Raw genomic sequence first — 20,334 nt, 5'->3', positions numbered from 1 at the left:
CAATTTCAGTTCCAATAATCCAACAATTTCTAGGAGGAGCTTCTCATGTATAAGGTATTGTTGGTCGATGACGATGAGCTTGATTTGGAAGGAATGAAGCGGTTCATTCCTTGGTCTGAGCTTGGCTTGGAAGTGCAGGGCAGTGTGAACAATGCATTATCTGCTTGCGAAATCATAGATGAGCATCCTATTGATATTTTAGTAAGCGATGTCAATATGCCATTTATGTCTGGACTTGAGCTTGCCCGCATCGCACTTGAGAGAAAACCGCAAATGCGAATTATTTTCGTCAGCGGGTATCAAGAGTTTAGTTATGTGCAGCAGGCGTTGTCATTAAAGGCATACAATTATGTACTGAAGCCGATGGATGATAGTGTACTGGTATCCTCTTTGTTAAAGGTTAAGCAGGATCTTGACGAGGAGAACAAGCAGCGTGAGGTAGAGGTTGCTTATCAGCAAATGATTCCAATTGCTAAAAGTGATTTTCTTATTCGTCTATTAGAAGGAGAAGAAACGGATAAAGATACTTCTCTATCAAAGATGCTGGTCTCCTATCGTTTTGATCAATTAAAATGGCCGCTTCGCGTCGTTATTATGGAGCTGGATAACCAGTCTTGGAGACAAACAGGAAATGGGACTTCCCAGCATGAATGGTCGAAAATCTTTCTTCAACAAATGAATGAAGCCATTCAGAGTATGGGGAACATTCCTTATTGTAAGCTATCATCGCAACGATTTGCGATACTGCTGGATGACAATGATATTGGCGGAACGGTGAAAAGATTGTACGATGCATTACAACAACAGATGCCGGTTTCGATAACAACGGGTATGGGGGAGTCTGTTGGAACGATTGAACAGCTGCAAATTTCGTATCGACAGGCTATTGAAGCGGTGGAAGCAAAAATGTTTCTCGGCATTGGCAGTGTCATTAAGTATGAAGAGGTTAGCGCCGAGCCGGGCATGCTAGATGCCCGTATACTTGATACACGGATGAATGCGCTTATAAAGGCTATGGAAGAATACGAGCTAGTCCAAATCTATGATGAGTTTGATAATCTATTCAAATCGGTAACGAGTCTTCGTTCCCGATTTACCGTTCATAATATGTCGAACTATATTATATGGAAGCTGGATCAGTATTTGAGTGAAAAGAATGAAGATCTATTCAAGCTGCTTGGCATAGATATTCATCATCTTGATATTCTTATGCAATTCGAGACGATCAGAGAAATTCGTTCTTGGCTTGTCCAACGTGTCTATGAAATATCAGAGCGATTGAAGGAGAAATCAGTAACGAAGGAAAGCAAATTCATTCAAAACGTTATTAAGACCATTAAGGAACGCATGAATGAAAATATTACGCTCAAGGATATCGCGGAGCATTTCTCTTTTTCCACCAGCTATATGGGTTTTTTAATTAAAGAAAAATCAGGCTACACCTTCAACGAGCTGCTCGTTCAACTGCGTATGGAAAAAGCTTGTGAGCTATTGAAACAACAGGGCATGAAAATTTACGAAGTCGCTGATCAGGTTGGTTATCGTTACCTTCCGTATTTTAGCCGGCAATTCAAAGAGAAATTTGGAATGACACCGCTGGAATACAGGAAGAGAGAGCAATGATGGGGGCGCGCTAGATGAAATCAATCCGGGATAAGAAAAAGAGACTCGGATATTTACCGATCGGATATAAGCTGATGCTCTCTTACATGGTTTTTATTGTCATATTGGTTTCTGTGAATTTCTATGTGTCTCATTCTATGTATGATGCTTCCATGCGCAAACAGACACGTATGAATATTCAAGGCACTTTGGTGCAAATGCGGGATAATGTGGCTTATAAAGCCGATGACATCGTTCGAATATCGTCTACGCTCTATGATGATTATAATTTGGTGCAGAGTATCCGGTTAAAAGAATCAAGCAAAGCGGAAAATTATAAACGCATGACTCAATTAATTATGCCTAAGCTGGATAGTGCTTTGAAATCCATCGCACTCAATTTAAGACTTTCTGTTTACTTCCATAATGATACAATTAGGCCTGTTTATGAGAATAGAGATACGGAAGAAAGCGCTGATTTCGAGGGCAAAAGCTATGATATTTTAAATATAAAGCGAATTCAGGACAAAGCTTGGTATAAATCTATTCCAGAGGAAAAATATAGCTCTACTATGCAATGGAAGCAAGTGGAAGATGATATGAAGGATAATCGAATATCTATGATTCGTCGTATCGTAGATACGAACAATCCTTTGGAGATTGAAGAGCTGGGCGTAATGCGGTTCAGTGTTCGTATGGCGGATCTCTTCGACAGTATCTATTACAAGAAGCTTGGCGAAGGCAGCATGCTGTCGGTCATCGATTCGAATGGGCAAACAATTTTTTCCTCAGGAGAACTGCCGGTAGGATCAAACAATAACTTGTCCAGTGTGAACAAATATATATCTGCAGAGAATAGTGATACATTAAAATATTTGAAAATAGAAGAGAAGATAGTGAAGCAGAACTGGACGATAGTCGCGCTGGTTCCTGTAACGATTATCGAGCAGGAAGCGGAGAAAATGCGTGTTTATATTATTAGCATTTGCATACTATGCTTTGTTTTGTTTACTTTTGCAGGCATTATGATTTCGAGATATTTCTCGAAACGAATTACGAAGTTCGTATCGGTGCTGAATGCCTTCCGCGACGGAGATTTGCACAAACGGATGACATACAGCGGAAGAGATGAGTTTTCACAAATTGCTACAGCATTAAATGGAATGGGTGAGGATGTTGAGGCATTAATTAAAAAGGTGTATCTGACTCAGCTTCAGAAGAAGGAAGCTGAGCTGGAGATGCTTCAGCTTCAGATCAATCCGCATTTTTTGTATAACACCCTATCTTCTATTAATCAGCTGGCGAAATTTGGGGAGAATGAAAAGCTTCAGAAGATGGTCATGGAGTTGGCTAAATTTTATAGACTCACGCTTAATTCAGGACGCACAATGATTCCCATTGCAGCAGAGTTAGAACAGGCAGACGCTTATCTCGATATACAAAAGGTGAAATACGGTAAGCGTTTGGAAGTCTTATTCGATATTGACGTAGCCATCTGGCCTTACGAGACGGTAAAGCTCATTTTGCAGCCCTTCATCGAGAATTCCTTGAAGCACGCTTGGAGCGGTGACCGGATTCATATCCGAATTGTTGCAAGGTTGGAAGGTAAGACGATTCATTATTTGATCATTGATGACGGTTTCGGGATGCCGCAGAGTCGAATCGATGATATTTTCAGTGAGCATGATAAAGGCAATATCGGCTGTGGTATTCGAAATATTGATCAAAGAATCAAGCTGCATTACGGCTCTGAATATGGTATTTCCATTTGCAGTCAGATTGGCATCGGAACAGCCGTCCATATTCGAATTCCTGCAAAGAAGAGGAAGCTTACCTTTGTAGAAGGATTATCGAATGTGGCAGGGTAAACGTCAGACCTCCCTTTTCAGGGAGGTCTTTTCATTATATGTAACTTATTGACAATTATATTGTATTAGTGACATAATACAGTTAAGTGATAAGGCAGGTGAGTGTACGTGCTTAATTTTTATGAGTTAAAGCTGAACACAAAGGAGCCCGTGTACGTGCAGGCTGCATTATATGTGAAGAGGCAAATATTATTGGAGAAGACCGTGTCTGGCGATAGGCTTCCTTCAAGGCGTGAGATAGCTGCGCAATTGAACATTAATCCGAATACAGTACAAAAAGCATTTAAGCTTATGGAGGATGAGGGTTACGTTCGCACAAGCAGTACGCAAGGAAGTGTAATATTCATAGATGAGGATATTTATAAACGCATCAAAGTTGAGCTGACCCAAGAGCTGGTCAAGGAATTTATTGGCTCTGCTAAGGAAATTCATTTGTCCTTCAAGCAGGTAGTTGAGCTTATTAGTGAAATGTGGGAGTAATTTTTTTTGAAACTATTGTACTAGTCTAATAATACAAGTGAGGTGTTTGTATGGAAAAAAGCTATCGATTGCTTCAGTATGAATTTTCAACGTGGTGTAGAGCAATTATTCTGATATGCATCGCTGCAATCCTAATTCCTCTTTATTTAATGTACGAAGCTGTAAAGGATTATAACGAATATGCCAACCATGAGCGCTTTGAAGATATATATGTTTCTTCCGGCTGTATCAGCGTATTCCTCATATGTTTTGCTGTAGCCTGTGGATACTTCTTGAAGACAATCTATGCCAGCTATTGGGGAAGCAAGAGCATCTATACGTATTTGTCTTTGCCTGTAAAGCGTGAAGCCATCTATTTTAGTAAATTAATTGTATTTGTGATTTGTTTGCTTCTTCTTCTTGGCTCACAGCTCATTAGTATAAAGCTTGGCTACGAGATCGTTTGGTCAAAGATTGCGGGATACGGTGAAGGGCGATTTAATATGTCCAATGGCTTATTTCTTGCTTTTATCCGTTCTGATTTCTTTCGAATAATCATGCCATTCAGCTTTAGCAGAGGGTTGTCTTCCATAAGTGTCTTCTTTACCATCGTAACGGGTCTTTATTATGGGGCTTTATGCGAGCGCAGCAGAAGGTACTGGGGATTTGTGTTCATCGTCACTGCTATCATAATTATCGTTAAGGTTCTGAGCTACAGGCTGAATGAAACCCTCCTCTTCAATCCATCGAGTCATTTATATCCAAGCAGCATTATGCTGCTTCTCATAAGCGGTTTTTTCGTATGGCATAGCATTAAGCTTATTAAAAAAGGTGCGATTGCATAGGGGAGGAGGCGAATCATGTTGAGTAAATTAAAAAAACATTCCGTATTATTTGCGCTTATTGCAGCAATCATCGTTATTACCGCTATGGGTGCGACTGTTTACGCCAAGAAGGATTTAGGTATGTTTTATTTAAAAGACTTGCAGGGCAGTCGGGACGCTATTGAGGATGTTGTGATCAGCGGAGATTTGAACGATGGTTACCACCGTACAGCCTTTCGTATTGAGAAAGGGCAAGTAAAGACTCAGACAATACTATTTGAACAGCCGCAACGCAAGACATCGAATCGCTATATTCCAGGTAGAGCCAAAATAATGAACGGCTTAGAATATGAAATTATGAATGGCGGTCCAAATTTCGAAATTATAGCACGTAAACGATTGGACTATAATCAAATTCCTATAGGAAAAGCGACTGTAAATCCGCATGTGAAATACATGGAATCAGACCAGAACGATAATGGGAATACACGTACCTATACAAATGCTCTAGAATATGGACTTGCGAAAATAGGGGAAAAGATCTATTTTACGTTGCCTACGACCAGGGATTATACAGGTGAAAACGGCATTTATGAGTTGAAATTTTCTGATAATAGTGGGTATGGGGATATAACGGGAGACAGTGGGCAAGATGCAAGAACGGTTGCAACGATCAGTCTCGATAAAAATAAAGCTGAATCCCATTCCAGCATTGAAGTTCTCGGTTTGGAATCAGCAGGAAACAATCTCGCTTTGATATTAGTTGTGGATAATGAACTTGTTATTCGTTCCTATGACAGTGAGAGTGGGAATCAATTAGGTGAAGTGATCATTCCTAGTTTCTTCTTAGCTGGACGGTCTATAGTCGATTCGTCAATAAATCTTAACAGTGAGTCTCATAATGAAAACTATGAAGCATTTAGTGATCACGATCAAGACATACTGAGTTTGAGCTTTAGTCGATATTCTACTGAATTAGCGGACACTGGAAACATCAACAGAACAGTCATAAGTATAGATTTTTCTCATGGTGTACAGATAATTGAAACGATTGAGGCGAGTTTTACGGACGGTGAGGAAGACCATTACAATGGCTTGACGTTTATCAGCCATCGTAAAGGCAAGCTCTATGTTGTTAAAACGTTGAATACCAAGGAAGAAGAATCAAGCCAATTTCAATATGATATCGTGCGTCCAAAACGGTTTATGGTTTATGTATATGAAGCCTCGACTATGATTTACAAAGGCGAGTTAATAACGGATATCAATGACGACAATATTAGAGCGATTAATCTCCCTCCTCAGTATGGAGGATTCGGATACGATGAATCGGAATATAGAAATTTCAATAACCTTCATATTAAATAGAGGAAGCGTTTCAAGGAGGGATCAGAATGATTGAGTTGATAGGTGTAGAGAAACGTTATCCAGCCAGCAGTGAATACCTATATGTGGAGAACTTAACGTTAAACAAAGGCGAAATAATCGGGATACTTGGCGCCAACGGCAGCGGAAAAACGACCTTATTGAAGGCCATTATGGGTATTGGAGAAATTCAGGACGGCAGCATTAGTCTAGAAGGGCGGCCAGTAACGGAGCAATATGAGAACATTGCTTATATCACGGAGGAAGGCAGTTATCTCCCCAATCTAACACCGAATCTGTACGCGGATTTTCTTGCTGGTTTTTTTCCGAAATTCGATCGAGAGCATTATAACAAGCTGCTGAGCTTTTACGAGCTGGAGCGGGAGCAGAAAATAAAAACCTTCTCAAAAGGACAAAAACTAAAGCTTGAAATTTGTGCGGGATTTTCTAAAACGGCCTCCTATATTCTAATGGATGAACCCTTTCATGGTAAAGACATATTCACGAGAAAAGACTTTTTGAAAATAATGGTATCCAATTTAAAAAGCGACGAGACCGTGCTAATTACGACACATTTGATTGATGAAATTGAGCATGTCATCGACAGAGCTATTATTTTGCACAAGGGAAGAATTAAAGCAGACTTTTATATAGACGATATGAGGGAACAGGGAAAAAATATAAGCGATGTGATGTTTGAGGTATCTGGGTACAAAAATCAAACTCTCAGATAATCGTTGAGGCTAATGACAGCCGGAGCAATCGTGTGAAGCGATTTCTTCGGCTGTTCGGCTGTTTTCTATATTATTCCTAGATTCAGCATCACTTTGTACAAGCAGGAGCTTGTTGTAGTCAAGAGGTGTATACGAAAGTAAAAACTAGTATATGGATGATGATTACTCACCTTTCTATACTAGAAATAGGAAGAGAAGCTGCATCAAAGCAGCTGCATTATCACTATGAAGACCATGTGGAGGGGTAGTATGAAGAAGAAAAGAAAGGCGCTCTTGAGTATCGCATTGGTTCTTAGCTTGGCTGTTGCCGGATGTGGCAAAAACACAAATGAACCGGAAAAAGCAACAAACACACCAGTTGAAAAAGGAAATGAAGTGATTGAAGTATCGACGGTATCACCAAGTGATCAATATTTGAAGTTTGATGAAGGCGAGAGCTTCGAGAAAAATGCCGTCTATGATGCGTATGAGAAAGACATTGGCGTTAAGATTACGAACAAGTGGGTAGCGGATACGAGCCAATTCAAAGAAAAAGTGAAAATTACGATCGCATCGAATGATCTCCCGGATTTCCTCCTGGTTAATGCAACGCAATTGAAAGAGCTGACCGAAGCCGATATGATCATGGATTTGACCAAAGTGTATGACGAGAATGCCACAGATGAAACGAAGAAGTTTTTGACGATGGATGGCGGCATGCAGATGAAAACAGCAATGTTCGACAACAAGCTGATGGGTATTCCAAGCTCATACAATCCGTACCAATATCAGTTTATGTATGTACGTACGGACTGGCTGAAGGAGCTGAATTTGCCTGAACCGAAGACGATGGCAGATTTCATGGCGATAGCTGAAGCATTTAAAGCCAAAGATCCTGGCGGCACGGGTACATCATACGGATTAGCAGTGAGTAAAAACCCATTCAGTATCGATACAGGAGTAACGGGATTGCGGGCATTTTTGAACGGCTATCATGCATACGAGAATATTTGGATGGAAGATGGCAAAGGCGGTTTGGTTAACAGCGATATTCAACCGCAAGTAAAGGAAGCGCTCGCTGCACTTCAGGATATGTTCAAAAAAGGACTGATTGATCCTGAGTTCGCTGTCAAAGATGTGGAGAAAGAAGCAGAACTCATTTACAACAATAGCATTGGCATGGTTTATGGTGCATCATGGACACCAGCTCAACTTGTTAAAGGTGCTGTGAAGGACGGGAAAGTGGTTCAGGAGTGGGGGGCATTCCCGATTCCAACTGTGGATAGCAACCCGGCATTATCACAAATCGGTCTGGGTGTTGATGAATATTATGTAATCTCCAAAAAAGCGAAGCATCCAGAAGGCGTCATCCGGTTGTTGAACCAGTGGATTGCCGTCGACAATCATCCAACAGATGAGCAAAAGGTTTATGAATACGGTAAAGACCTAAAAGAGAAGGGCAACAATTACTGGCTGCTTAGTCCGCTTCGCGTAGGTAAACAAATGGATAACAATGGCGAGATACTGCCCAAAGCAATTGAAAATAAAGATACAAGCATTTTGGTAACGAAGGATCATAAAACGCGCTATGAGCGGGCAATGAAGTATGTTGACGGTGACACGAGCATGTGGTGGGAATATTTGATTTCAGGTCCGGGAGGCGCTTTCTCACATGTACCGGCCATTCAGAAAAATAAGGAATATTTACAAAATAAATTTTACGGCGCTCCAACTCCGACCATGGTCGAAAGACAAGAAATCTTGCTCAAGAAGCGGGATGAGGTCTTCTTCAAAATCATTATGAATCAAGTTTCGGTGGATGAATTCGATAAATTCGTAGAAGAATGGAAAAAGCTTGGCGGCGATGAAATTACTAAAGAAGTGAACGAGTTTTACGCTGCTCTGAAATAATCGGAAAATAGATGTAAGAGGGATTGGGCGAAACAATCCCTCTTTTTATTAACCATTTGGATCTTATACAACGAGGTGAATGGCTTGAATGTACTAACACGGATGTGGAAGAGGGAATGGCCTCTTCATCTGATGCTGCTCCCGGGAATCGTTTTGGTTTTGATATTCAGTTACGTACCAATGGTCGGCATCATAATGGCTTTTCAGAAATATATACCGAACAAAGGATTGTTCGGGTCTCCCTTTATTGGCTTGAAAAACTTTAAGCTATTGATGGATTATCCTGATATCGGGCGTATTTTCTTCAATACTGTCTATATTGCCATAATGAAAATCGCAGCAGGTCTCATTGTTCCAATCACGATTGCAATATTGCTTAATGAGCTGCGGAGAGAATGGATAAAACGTACCTTTCAGACTCTAGTATACTTGCCGCACTTTCTATCATGGGTTCTGCTGAGCGGAATTATTGTTGATGTTTTTTCTCCTTCTTCAGGTGTTTTCAATCAAATGCTGGGTTTGTTCGGAATAAAACCTATTTTTTTCTTAGGGAGCAATGATTGGTTTCCGTACGTCATGGTCGTTTCGGATGTTTGGAAGGAGTTTGGATTTGGTACGATTGTGTATTTGGCGGCGCTAACGGGCATCAATCCATCGCTATACGAAGCAGCTGAAATTGACGGCGCTGGGCGCATTAAACAGACCTTTCATGTCACATTGCCTGGCATGATGCCGATTATCGTGCTTATGTTTACACTTAATATCGGGAACGTACTAAATGCTGGCTTTGAACAAATTTTTAATTTGTATAGCCCCCCTGTCTATGAAAGCGCGGATATTATCGATACCTTTGTCTATCGCATGGGCGTGCAGCAAGCGCAATTCGGATTCGCCACTGCTGTTGGCCTGTTGAAATCTATTGTTTCTTTTATATTTATTTCTCTTTCTTATCTCATAGCCTATCGTGTAGCGAATTACCGCATTTTCTAACGATGCGTTCGTAATTCAGAAGGGAGACATAACGTGATTACAAACCGATCACTCGGAAGACAACTATTTGTAGCGGCTAACTTTACTTTTCTTGTACTGACATCCTTCTTATGCCTCATGCCTATCCTTCATATTTTGGCGATCTCCTTCAGTTCTGGAGCTGCCGCGGCTGCTGGCAAGGTCATCTTATGGCCGGTTGACTTCACTACTGCGGCTTATGATAATGTATTTGGAAAACCGGAATATTTGCGCGCATTCTGGGTATCGATTCAGCGTGTAGTTCTAGGAACTTCCATTAGTATGGTTTTGATGATTATAACCGCGTATCCATTATCCAAAGATTCTCGTCAATTTCGGCTTAGAACCTTGTATGCCTGGCTATTCGTGTTTACAATATTGTTCAGCGGCGGTCTTATCCCATCCTATTTAACTGTAAAATCACTTGGCTTGATTGATACGATGTGGGCTCTTGTATTGCCAACGGCTATTCCGGTGTTTAATGTCATTCTATTGCTTAATTTCTATCGGAATTTGCCCAAAGAACTCGAGGAATCCTCGCGTATAGATGGAGCTGGTCATTTCACTACACTATGGAAAATATATGTGCCGCTATCCTTGCCAGCTTTGGCAACGACGGGACTCCTAACGATGGTGGGACATTGGAATAGTTGGTTTGACGGTATGCTTTATATGAATCATACTGAGAATTATCCACTGCAGACGTTTCTGCAGACTGTCATCATCAAGATGGATTTCCGCTTTATTAAAGCGGAAAATGCTGAATTGATGCTCAAGCTGTCTGATCGCACAAGCAGAGCGGCACAAATCTTTGTTGCAGCATTTCCGATTCTGATTGTTTATCCTTTTTTACAAAGATTTTTCATCAAAGGAATCGTAATGGGAAGCGTAAAAGAATAGTGCCGAAAAGGACGACTACTACTTGCAGGAGAAAAAACGATGAAAAACCTATTCTTTTTTCATGATTCCTCCATATTCAAAAAGATTATGGCTGCCTTTCTGGCGGCCTTGTTGCCGCTGATGGCCATTACTTGGATGATTATTGAGAAGGGCTCCGACAATATCCGAAGTGAAATATCAGAATCAATATTGAATACGACAAGGTTCTACATGGATTCGCTCGATAAGGAAGCGGATCGAATCAGCAAGTATTTGCCCAATTATGTGATGGACAAAGATTTGATGGAAATTGCAACAACGGGCAATGATATAAGCTCTTATGAGCGTGCACGCAAAATACTGGATATCCAGCGACGGCTTGAACTTATGAAAAATTCAAGTGCGTTTATTAAAGAAGCAAAAGCCTATATTCCATTAATTAATCGTACGATTTTGAGCAATGATTTTGAGACCTATTTGAATAAACCTGAGTATATTGCGATGGAGCATAATGAGAAGTTGTATGAAGAACCGTTTATTTATTGGGAGAATCGACTGTTTATTACGATGCAATATCCGATTAATACGGTTAAAAACCCGCTATATATTGTAGGGGTTGAGTTGTCTACGAGCAAGATCAAGGACACATTATCGCAAATTGGCGGAACGCGAGGCGGACAGAGCGTGCTGCTTAATTTGGAACGCGGCTGGGAAATTCAAAGTGGAGTAGACCTGGATTTACTGGGGCAGATGAAAGCTTTGGCTGTGGAAAAGCAGGAATCACATTCTAATGAAGGCTACGAAACGATTATCCAAAATGGTAAGCGTTTTCTTACGGTATATAAATATTCTACGCTGTGGAATTCCTATTCGATTACGTGTATTCCTGAAGAAAGGGTTCTCGGCTCATTGCAAATGTATCAAACCTTATTTTTGTGGGCATGCGTGCTCTCCGTTTGTATCATCTTATTTTTCACTTATTTTCTATTGCGCTTTATTTACCGGCCGCTGATGAAGCTGGTTCATTCCTTCCGCCGTGTTCAGCAGAACAGACTGGAGCCGATTGTGATTGACCGTGGTAATGATGAATTTGGTTATTTGTACCAAGCTTTTAATGATACGGTTCGTTCGTTGAATACGTTAATTAAGGAAAATTACGAGCAGCAAATTCGGAATCAGCGCTCAGAGCTGAAACGGCTGCAATCGCAAATTAATCCTCATTTTTTATATAATTGCTTTTTTGTGCTCTGCCGATTAATTAAATCTGACAATCAAAAGGAGAAGGCCTATCAATTTTGCTTATACATTGGGCAATACTTTCAGTTCATCACTCGTGATGATGAGGATGAGATCCCGCTTCAGCTTGAGGTGGAACATTCTCGCACGTATGTAGACATGCAATCGATCTGTTACGGGGAACGGATACAGGTTTCTTTTGAAGGAGATGTTCCAGCTATTCATGTTCCCAGACTCATTCTGCAGCCCATTATCGAGAATGCCTATAAGCATGCTTTAGGCAATATGGTGCAACGCGGCGAGTTAAAGGTTCATAGCGACCAAACGGAAAAAGAATTCGTGATATACGTTGAAGATAATGGCCAAAGCATTTCGGATAAAGAGATCGAGCTGCTTCAGAAGAAGCTGCGGCATTCAACGAATCAAATCGAGGAAACAACAGGAATTATTAATGTGCATCGTAGAATTCAACTGCGTTATGGAGAGGAATTCGGTATTGCGCTGTCACGATCTGATTTAGGCGGATTGATGGTCAAAATCAAACTGAGTGCAAGCTAGAGGAGGAAGCACCATGTACAGACTTCTAATTGTAGATGACCTGCCCATTATTGTTGATGGTCTAGTAGAGCTATTCGAGCAGACAGACCATTTGCAGCTCGAAGTGATGAAAGCTTATTCAGGGGAAGAAGCTTTACAGGTATTATCCCATCATCGCATAGATATCGTCGTATCCGATATTAAAATGCCGGGAATAGAAGGCATCGAGCTGTTGCAGGAAATAAGAGCACAGTGGCCAGCATGCAAAGTTATCTTTCTGACAGGTTATAACGATTTTCAATATGCAAGGAATGCCATTACTTACGGCGGTTTTGATTATATTCTGAAAATAGAAAGCGACGAGAAAATCATCCAATCTGTCGAACGAGCCATCGAGAAAATGGAAGAGGAACAGGACCAAGTACAGATGATCACGAGAGCGCAAACGAGTATGAGATTGGCATTGCCCTCCTTGCAAAAAGAGTATATGTGGGGGCTTCTGCAGGGCAAGCAAGTAACGGAAAATGAGCTAAAGCTGGCCTTCAACGAATTAAATATTCCACTGGATGCTGATAAGCCGGTTTATGTGCTCATTGCAAGGATCGATGCTTGGAAAGAAATGTTCACTACGCCGGATAAAGCTTTATTGACATATGCGCTGCAAAATATTTGTGACGAGTATTTGTCGGCACAAGTTAAGAGCTATTCCGTTGTATTTGAGCTGTCAAAGATCGTCTGGATGATTCAACCGAAAACTTCGGATGAGTTATCTGCTGATTCCAGCAGCTTGGATTTTGTTAGAGCCCATCGTTATACGAGCGGTATATTGGAAACGATTCAAGGCACATGCAAAAGGCTGCTGGGAACTACTATTTCTTTTCTTCTTGGAAGCGAAGTGACCGCTTGGAATAATCTGTCGGATCGTTTTCACGCCAACAAATACGGTTTGGTGCAAGGGCATGGCTTATATAATGAGGTTATCATGACCGATAAAGACATTCAGAAAGAAGAAGCAGACAATAAAGCGGGAATCATTCATGATAGCTTTTATCATGCCAGGGTTCAACTGCTCATGAGCTGTTTGGAGAATAACCATCGGGAGCAATTCAATAAGCTCTATGTTGAGCTCACCGCAATATGGAATGTTCCAGGAATGCCTAATGAGCGTAAAATTGAAATGTATCATTCCCTCTCAGCGGTGTTTCTGTACTATATTCACAAAAACAGGGACATACGAGATTACATGAATACGCAGCTTGATTTGGAGAAGTTGTACCGCTATGGGGATTCGACCTCATGGACGGAACTCATAGAATATTATAGGCAAATGGCTGACTGTTTTTTTGAATGGAATACGCTCCGAGGCACGCAATTGCCGACAGAGGTTGTTAATAAAGTGCATCGCTATATCGAGGAGCATTTGTCTACCGATATTTCCTTAACCGCTTTGGCAGATTACGTAAGCTTGAATCCGTCTTATTTGTCTAGGCTTTATAAGCAAATTACGGGCATAGGATTATCGAAATATGTGAATGACTACAGAAATTTGGTGGCAAAAGACATGCTTCTGAACACGTCCATGAAAGTAAATGAAATCGCGGCTGCGCTCGGATACAATTCTGCGCTTGCCTTTATTCGGTTTTTCAAAAAGCAGAACGAAACGACGCCGCAGGATTTCCGCATGGCAAGGTGCCAGTCGCAAATACAAGGTCAATAATAGTATATAGATTGTAAACAATGATCTCTGTTTCCTCCTGAACAGTCCCCTTACAATTGATTAGAGAAGGCGCACAAGAGGAGGAAAAATTTTGAGAACATTAACAGCCGTATTATTAGGCGCTGGCAGCAGAGGGAGATATATTTATGGCCCTTATGCGGAGAAATTTCCGAATGAATTAAAATTTGTTGCTGTAGCTGAACCAAATGAAGAACGCAGAAAACGGTTTGCAGAAATACATCAAATTGACCATGAGCATGTTTATGATACTTGGGAAAAAGCACTCGATCAAGGTCGCATAGCAGACGTCATTATCATCTGCACACTAGATCGAATGCATTATATACCTGCAATGAAGGCGATGGAGCTCGGCTATCACGTCATGCTTGAGAAGCCTATGTCGCCATCCTTGGAAGAATGCATCCAGCTTGAGCAGGCATCGCTTCGCTATAAGAGGCTTCTTGTAGTAACACATGTTCTTCGCTATTCACCTTTCTGGTCAGGCATAAAAAAATGTATCGAGGATGGCGAGCTCGGAACGGTAGGTACGATTCAATTAACGGAGAATGTCGGTTATCTCCATATGACACATAGCTATGTACGCGGGAATTGGCGGAATTCGGAGGAGACGAGTCCGATGATTTTAGCTAAATCCTGTCATGATCTGGACATTATCTATTGGCTTATGAATCAGCCGTGTACAAGCGTCAGCTCGTACGGCTCCTTGCTTCATTTTCGAGCTGAAAATGCTCCAGAAGGCTCGACAGAACGCTGCATTGATGGCTGCGCAGTGGAGAAGGATTGTGCATTCTCGGCTATGAAGATGTATATGCAGCCGCCGGATCATCCTTGGGCGCGTTATATGACGAATGATTTGTCGCAGGAGGGCATCTTGAAAGCGCTGAAGGAAGGACCATTTGGGCGCTGTGTATATCGCTGCGATAATAATGTCGTTGACCATCAGCTTGTGAATATGGAATTTGTGAATGGAGCGAACGCATCGTTCATTATGTCAGGACTGACACAGAGCGGTACACGCCGAGTTCAGATTATGGGCACAAAAGGTGAAATCATTGGAGATATGGAGAAGGGAGCTTTCACACTGTATCGTTATGCGACAGGAGAACAGCTTGAGATTCGCTGCAATGTTGTAGGAGATGGCCACGGAGGCGGCGATGAACGTATGGTGAGCTCGTTCCTGCGAGATGTTTGTCGTTTTGATAGCAATCCTTCTCATGGCTTGACCTCTGCAACGGCATCACTGCAAAGCCATCTGATGGCATTTGCAGCGGAGCATTCGAGACGGCATGAGGGGCGTGCTATAAAAATCTCAGATATGCATAATAAGCAAGAGCTACCCGCATAAAAACGTTAGAAGGTCCCCAAAGCGCCGCAGGCAGCTTTGGGGACTTTTTTTGGCTCATGCCAAACAGGACGAATTCGTTGTAAATGGGCACAGGTAAACAACTGTATATCAAAGTCATAAGTTATCTCTTTGAAAGAAGGGTTAATTTTCTTAAAGTAACAGTAAGAACATGGTTATAGACTTCTGCATCAACCGTGAGGGATTCGTAGAGAGGGGGAATGTGTCTCGCAATAGGCTTTATAAGAAGCACAACCAATATCACGTTTAGCTGTTTCTTTATTCAAAAATAGAAAGGGAGCTATCATTTATGAGATCGAATAAACGATGGGTTGCCATCGCATTGGTTGCGATCATGTTGTTGACAGGGGTTCCGGCAGTGCAAGCGGAAGAGGGACAAGGACAGTCGGCGTTCCGTAATCTTGCTGCGGGGCTCAGTTATGAATGGTCGGAAGCACCGGAGGCCAAGTATCCAGATGATCATAATAAGCTGACGGATGGCATTTATGGCAAATTGGATATGTCGGACCCGGCGTGGGTAGGGCATGTGAAAAAGATGACGCGTGAGGTAGTGTTTGATTTAGGCGAGAAGAAGTCTATCTCCCGTATTAAGGCGCGGTTTTTGCAGGATTGGCCGACTAACACTATGCTTGTGCCGTTAACGGTATCCATGTACGTCTCCGATGACAAAGAAAATTGGGGAACGCTTTCACACAATTCCACCAAGCTGCTTTGGGGGGATGGGCCGCCAAGAGAAGAGGTGTATGACTGGGATGGACACCGAGATGGCATCAAAAGTGGTAATTCTGATGCCGAGATGGCTTATGCCCGCTATGTCAAAGTAACTTTCTCGATGCACACGAGAGCTTGGACATTCATTGATGAAGTCGAAATTTGGGGTACGGATGGAAAAGTAGAAGGTGCGGAACAAGTTGCCGTTGATCAGCTGGGCTTTTTGGCGCCAGGAGATGCAACGGCTGGCATTCACAATCTGGGATTGCTCTATAATGGGCATTATGCGAATCAGAAGGGAGATTGGACGAAGGAGAGGATTATTCCGAATATCAGTTACGTAGATCGGGCAGGGGAACCAGTGGATTGGTTATTTGACGGGGTTCTTTATCTAGGTCTTACAACACCGAACGGTCATGGTTATAATGGTGGTGCGAATCTCGAGGACTGGAAATGGTATTTGAATAAAACATTTGCAGAAACAGGTGACATGCAGCAGTTAAACGAAGCGGCGATAGAAGTCGGAAGCAAGCTGAATCAGCCTGACCATAAGGTGAAGGTCGTGTTAATGATTCCAGATCCAGGAGAAGATATGAATGACTTCGGAGATATTGATGGTGATGGAGTATCCGAAAGCTTCAATGCTTCTGACGTTGGAAAAATGGAAGCGTATGCAAACCGTGAGAAAGCCGTACAGTGGTGGTTAAATGAAGTGGAGCAAAAATGGGCAACGGAAAATTACTCTCATCTTGAGCTTGTCGGCATGTACTGGCTGGAAGAACAAATTAGTACAAGCGAGACAGGGCCGGATTTAATTCGTTCGACAAGCAATAAAGTGCATGATAAGAGCTTGAAGCTCTTCTGGATACCGCACTTCTTAGCTTACAAGAGTCATATGTGGAAGGATGTTGGAATAGATGCGGCAGCATTCCAGCCCAACTATTTCTTTGAGGAATTGGATGAGGATCGTCTTGAAGATGCAGCGAACATTGCTAAGCAATACGGGATGAGCAATGAGATGGAGTTTGATGATCGCATGGTGACAGATGGCGTGTTTAGGGAGCGGTATGTTGATTACTTGAACAGCGGCGCCCAAACCGGTCTTATGACATCAGGATTTAAAGCTTACTACCAAGGTAACAATGCCGTGTTTGATACTGCGGTAAGTTCTGATCCTGCAACACGCATTCTGTACGATTGGCTCTATCAATTTACAAATGGAACGTATCAAACGAATAACGCTGCCCCTCCAAAGGCAGAGGTACAAATGAATGGCCAAATGCTTCAAAGCGGATCAGTCGTTCCAGAAAGAAAACCTATTTCGTTTACGTGGAAATTAATCAATGATGATGGAAGCGGACTGAATAAAGTAACGGCTACCTTTAACGGCAAGCCTTACAAAGAAGGAACTGTCATTAATTTGGCTGGCAAGCCAGGAAAACATGAGCTTGTCGTTACCGTATCAGCAGGCAAGTCGGAGAAAACATCTTATGTGATTGAGGCTGGCACTAACGCTTCTGATCTGAAAGATCTAATTGAAAGCTATAAGGAAGCCAAACAGTTCACGAATGAGGAAGCGGCTCGTTCCCTGAACAATTATTTGGAGATGATGAATCGGTTCGAAGGAAGCGATGAGGCGAAATTTACCAAGTACTTAAAGGGCTTTAATGCAAAGCTGGAGCTTCTGAAAAAAGATCATATGGTTACAGATGTAGCTTACAGCACGCTGAAGGAGGACGTCTATTACCTGCTTGGAAATTTGGCGCTGAATAAAGCGGCGGAAGCATCTACCGTGGAAGCCTCCAATGCTAACTATGCTCCTGGGAAAGCAGTTGATGGATTCCCTTCAACAAGATGGGCAAGTGAATTGCTGGACAATACGTGGTTCCAGGTCGATCTCGGTAAAGTGACAGAGATGGATACTGTAACCATTGATTGGGAGTACGCTCGAGCGAAAACATACAAATTAGTTGTCTCCGATGATAAGCAAAATTGGACAAATGTAATAAAAGAAAATAATGGCGTAATTACGGCGAAAGACGGAAAAGAAACCGTTCATTTTGATCCGATCAAGGCGAGATACATGAAATTTGAAGGGATTCAAAGAGAGACATTTTACGGCTATTCGTTCTACGAATTTGGTATTTATCACTTATCGGGAGGGGAACAAGTCAAACTCATAGAAGGCATTCAAGCAGCAGTGGATGCCGCATCCAAAAAAGTTACTTTAAATGGACTTGTGATGAATGGCGATCTTGCAAACGTGAGCTTGAAGGTCATCGACCCAGAAGGCAAGGTTCATTTCGAAGATAAAAAGACAAGTTTAGAAGCCGGAAACTTTCAATTCGATTTTACACTTACAGGTGAATTAGAGGGAACTTATGAAGCATATCTTGCAACCGATGATAGCAGTGAACCTGAGAAGCTAACATTTGAATACAAGAAGGAAATCGAGGTTGTTAAGACGATTGAAGGTGTTAAAGCGGGAATAGACACAGCAACGAAAAAAGTAACGATTGATGGATTAGTAGTGAATGGAGACCATGCAAAAGTGAGTTTGAAGGTGCTTGATCCGCAAGGTAAGGTTAATTATGAAGAGGAGAGTACGAGTACAGAAGCGGGAAGCTTCCAATTTGCCTTTACACTTACCGGTGAGTTAGAGGGAATCTATGAGGCGTATCTAGCATTAGACGATAAGAGTGAGCCTAAAAAGATTACTTTTGAGTACAAGAAAGAAACGTCTGGCGGAGGCGAAAGCCCGGTCACATCGGTTCCTGACCTATTCCAGCTGGAATCAGATGGTTCTGTCAAAGCGGAAATCAACACAAAGCTTGATTCGAGTGGAATGATGGCTGTCGGTATGGTCAGTGAGCAAGACCTGCAGAAGGCGATAGCTCGGGCTAAAACAGATAAAGATGGGAAGCTGAAGGCCGTAATTGTATTTAAGAAAAACGGTGATGCAGCGAAATATGCATTGGACATTCCTGCTGCTTTCTTGTCTGACCATCCAAATTTGCTTATTGAACTAACGACTCCTAAAGCAACGATCTTGCTTTCTGGAGGGATGCTGGTGAAGTCAGCCGAGCTTGGCAAGGAATTACGTTTTGTTGTAGGTGAGAGGGATCGAAAATCATTGAAGCAAGACGTACAGATTCAGGTAGGTGAAAGAGCGATCATTGAGTTGTCGACACTATTGGATGGAAAGGCTTATTCGTGGATAAACGCCAAGGCGCCGATCACCGTTACGGTTCCGTATTTACGTACAGATGCTGAGACAGCCTCAAGAATCGGTATTCTGTCCATTAATGATCAAGGTACAGCTTCAGCCATTGCAGAAGCAGCTTATTCCGATTCTGATAAACGCATTAGGTTCTCAATAGACCGAACAGGCATTTATGCGGTATTTTATAAACAGCCAGAAGTGATATTTACAGATATCGGCAAGTATGAATGGGCGCAGGAAGCTGTTGAGAAGCTAGCTGCTCTGGGTATCGTTAAAGGAACATCGGATTCAACCTTTAGCCCAGCTGCAGGGGTGAGCCGAGCAGACTTCATCTTAATGCTTGTTAGAGCGCTGGGTTTGAAAGCAGAGGCAAGCGACGATGCATTCACAGATGTTCAGCCGCAAGATTATTATTACGACGCAGTAGCCATTGCTAAGAAGCTCGGTATCGTTACCGGTATTGAAGGTGGACGATTTGCTCCGAAGGCCAAACTGACAAGGCAAGATATGATGGTGATGGCAGCGCGGGCTCTGAAGGCGGCGAAATCGGCAGAAATTATAGGTGATATCACAGCGCTTGATAGCTTCAAGGACGCAAACAAAGTGACGGATTACGCAGCCAGCAGCATAGCTGGAATGATCGAGCAGGGGCTGATTCAAGGAAGTGGAGGAATGATTAATCCGCTCAATAATACGACACGCGCTGAAACAGCTGTATTCCTGTACCGGCTTTTGAATTTTATAACAGACAAGGGTTAGACCAGGATTGAAGGATATCCAGCATAGTTTAGCGGAGTCGAGAGAAAGAAGAGGAGCCCCAAGCTTGGGGCTCCTCTACTTCATATATATTGGATGTTGAACAGGGAATGAATCAGCTTGAGACCAAACACTTTTGTT

13 protein-coding genes are annotated in these 20,334 nt (G+C 42.2%); all 13 read left to right on the top strand.

What is annotated here, in order from left to right; translation table 11 throughout:
* Positions 1-45 precede the first annotated feature (45 nt).
* A complete protein-coding gene (locus tag AC0YOD_RS25745; protein WP_475802205.1) occupies positions 46-1,623 on the top strand; it encodes a response regulator in 1,578 nt (525 codons plus the stop codon).
* A 14-nt stretch (positions 1,624-1,637) separates the two neighbouring features.
* Positions 1,638-3,470, top strand: coding sequence for a cache domain-containing sensor histidine kinase (locus tag AC0YOD_RS25740; protein ID WP_475802204.1), 1,833 nt, complete (start codon positions 1,638-1,640; stop codon positions 3,468-3,470).
* Positions 3,471-3,578: 108 nt separating this feature from the next.
* A complete protein-coding gene (locus AC0YOD_RS25735) occupies positions 3,579-3,950 on the top strand; it encodes a GntR family transcriptional regulator (RefSeq protein WP_475802203.1) in 372 nt (123 codons plus the stop codon).
* Positions 3,951-4,000: 50 nt separating this feature from the next.
* Positions 4,001-4,774, top strand: a complete 774-nt coding sequence (locus tag AC0YOD_RS25730) for a hypothetical protein (RefSeq protein WP_475802202.1) — start codon at positions 4,001-4,003, stop codon at positions 4,772-4,774.
* A gap of 18 nt (positions 4,775-4,792) precedes the next feature.
* Positions 4,793-6,121, top strand: a complete 1,329-nt coding sequence (locus tag AC0YOD_RS25725; RefSeq protein WP_475802201.1) for a hypothetical protein — start codon at positions 4,793-4,795, stop codon at positions 6,119-6,121.
* A 26-nt stretch (positions 6,122-6,147) separates the two neighbouring features.
* Positions 6,148-6,852, top strand: coding sequence for an ATP-binding cassette domain-containing protein (locus AC0YOD_RS25720; RefSeq protein WP_475802200.1), 705 nt, complete (start codon positions 6,148-6,150; stop codon positions 6,850-6,852).
* 249 nt (positions 6,853-7,101) lie between these two features.
* Positions 7,102-8,742 (top strand): extracellular solute-binding protein, encoded by a 1,641-nt coding sequence (locus AC0YOD_RS25715; RefSeq protein WP_475802199.1) that lies wholly within the window; start codon positions 7,102-7,104, stop codon positions 8,740-8,742.
* A gap of 84 nt (positions 8,743-8,826) precedes the next feature.
* Positions 8,827-9,732 (top strand): ABC transporter permease, encoded by a 906-nt coding sequence (locus tag AC0YOD_RS25710; RefSeq protein WP_475802198.1) that lies wholly within the window; start codon positions 8,827-8,829, stop codon positions 9,730-9,732.
* A gap of 33 nt (positions 9,733-9,765) precedes the next feature.
* Positions 9,766-10,650 carry a carbohydrate ABC transporter permease gene (locus AC0YOD_RS25705; RefSeq protein ID WP_475802197.1) on the top strand — a complete coding sequence of 295 codons (885 nt, stop codon included), beginning with the start codon at positions 9,766-9,768 and terminating at the stop codon, positions 10,648-10,650.
* A gap of 39 nt (positions 10,651-10,689) precedes the next feature.
* Positions 10,690-12,423, top strand: a complete 1,734-nt coding sequence (locus tag AC0YOD_RS25700) for a sensor histidine kinase (RefSeq protein ID WP_475802196.1) — start codon at positions 10,690-10,692, stop codon at positions 12,421-12,423.
* A gap of 13 nt (positions 12,424-12,436) precedes the next feature.
* Positions 12,437-14,119: a response regulator transcription factor gene (locus AC0YOD_RS25695; protein ID WP_475802195.1), complete on the top strand. Its 1,683-nt coding sequence runs from the start codon at positions 12,437-12,439 to the stop codon at positions 14,117-14,119.
* A 91-nt stretch (positions 14,120-14,210) separates the two neighbouring features.
* Positions 14,211-15,485: a Gfo/Idh/MocA family protein gene (locus AC0YOD_RS25690; protein ID WP_475802194.1), complete on the top strand. Its 1,275-nt coding sequence runs from the start codon at positions 14,211-14,213 to the stop codon at positions 15,483-15,485.
* Positions 15,486-15,792: 307 nt separating this feature from the next.
* The gene (locus AC0YOD_RS25685) at positions 15,793-20,196 is read left to right on the top strand and encodes a DUF4855 domain-containing protein (protein ID WP_475802193.1); all 4,404 of its coding nucleotides are present in this window, start codon (positions 15,793-15,795) and stop codon (positions 20,194-20,196) included.
* Positions 20,197-20,334: the final 138 nt, after the last annotated feature.

The sequence above is a fragment of the Paenibacillus sp. J31P13 genome, assembly GCF_056269295.1.
The sequence above is the reverse complement of the archived record's forward strand: the minus strand, read 5'-3'. Positions and strand labels throughout refer to the sequence as shown.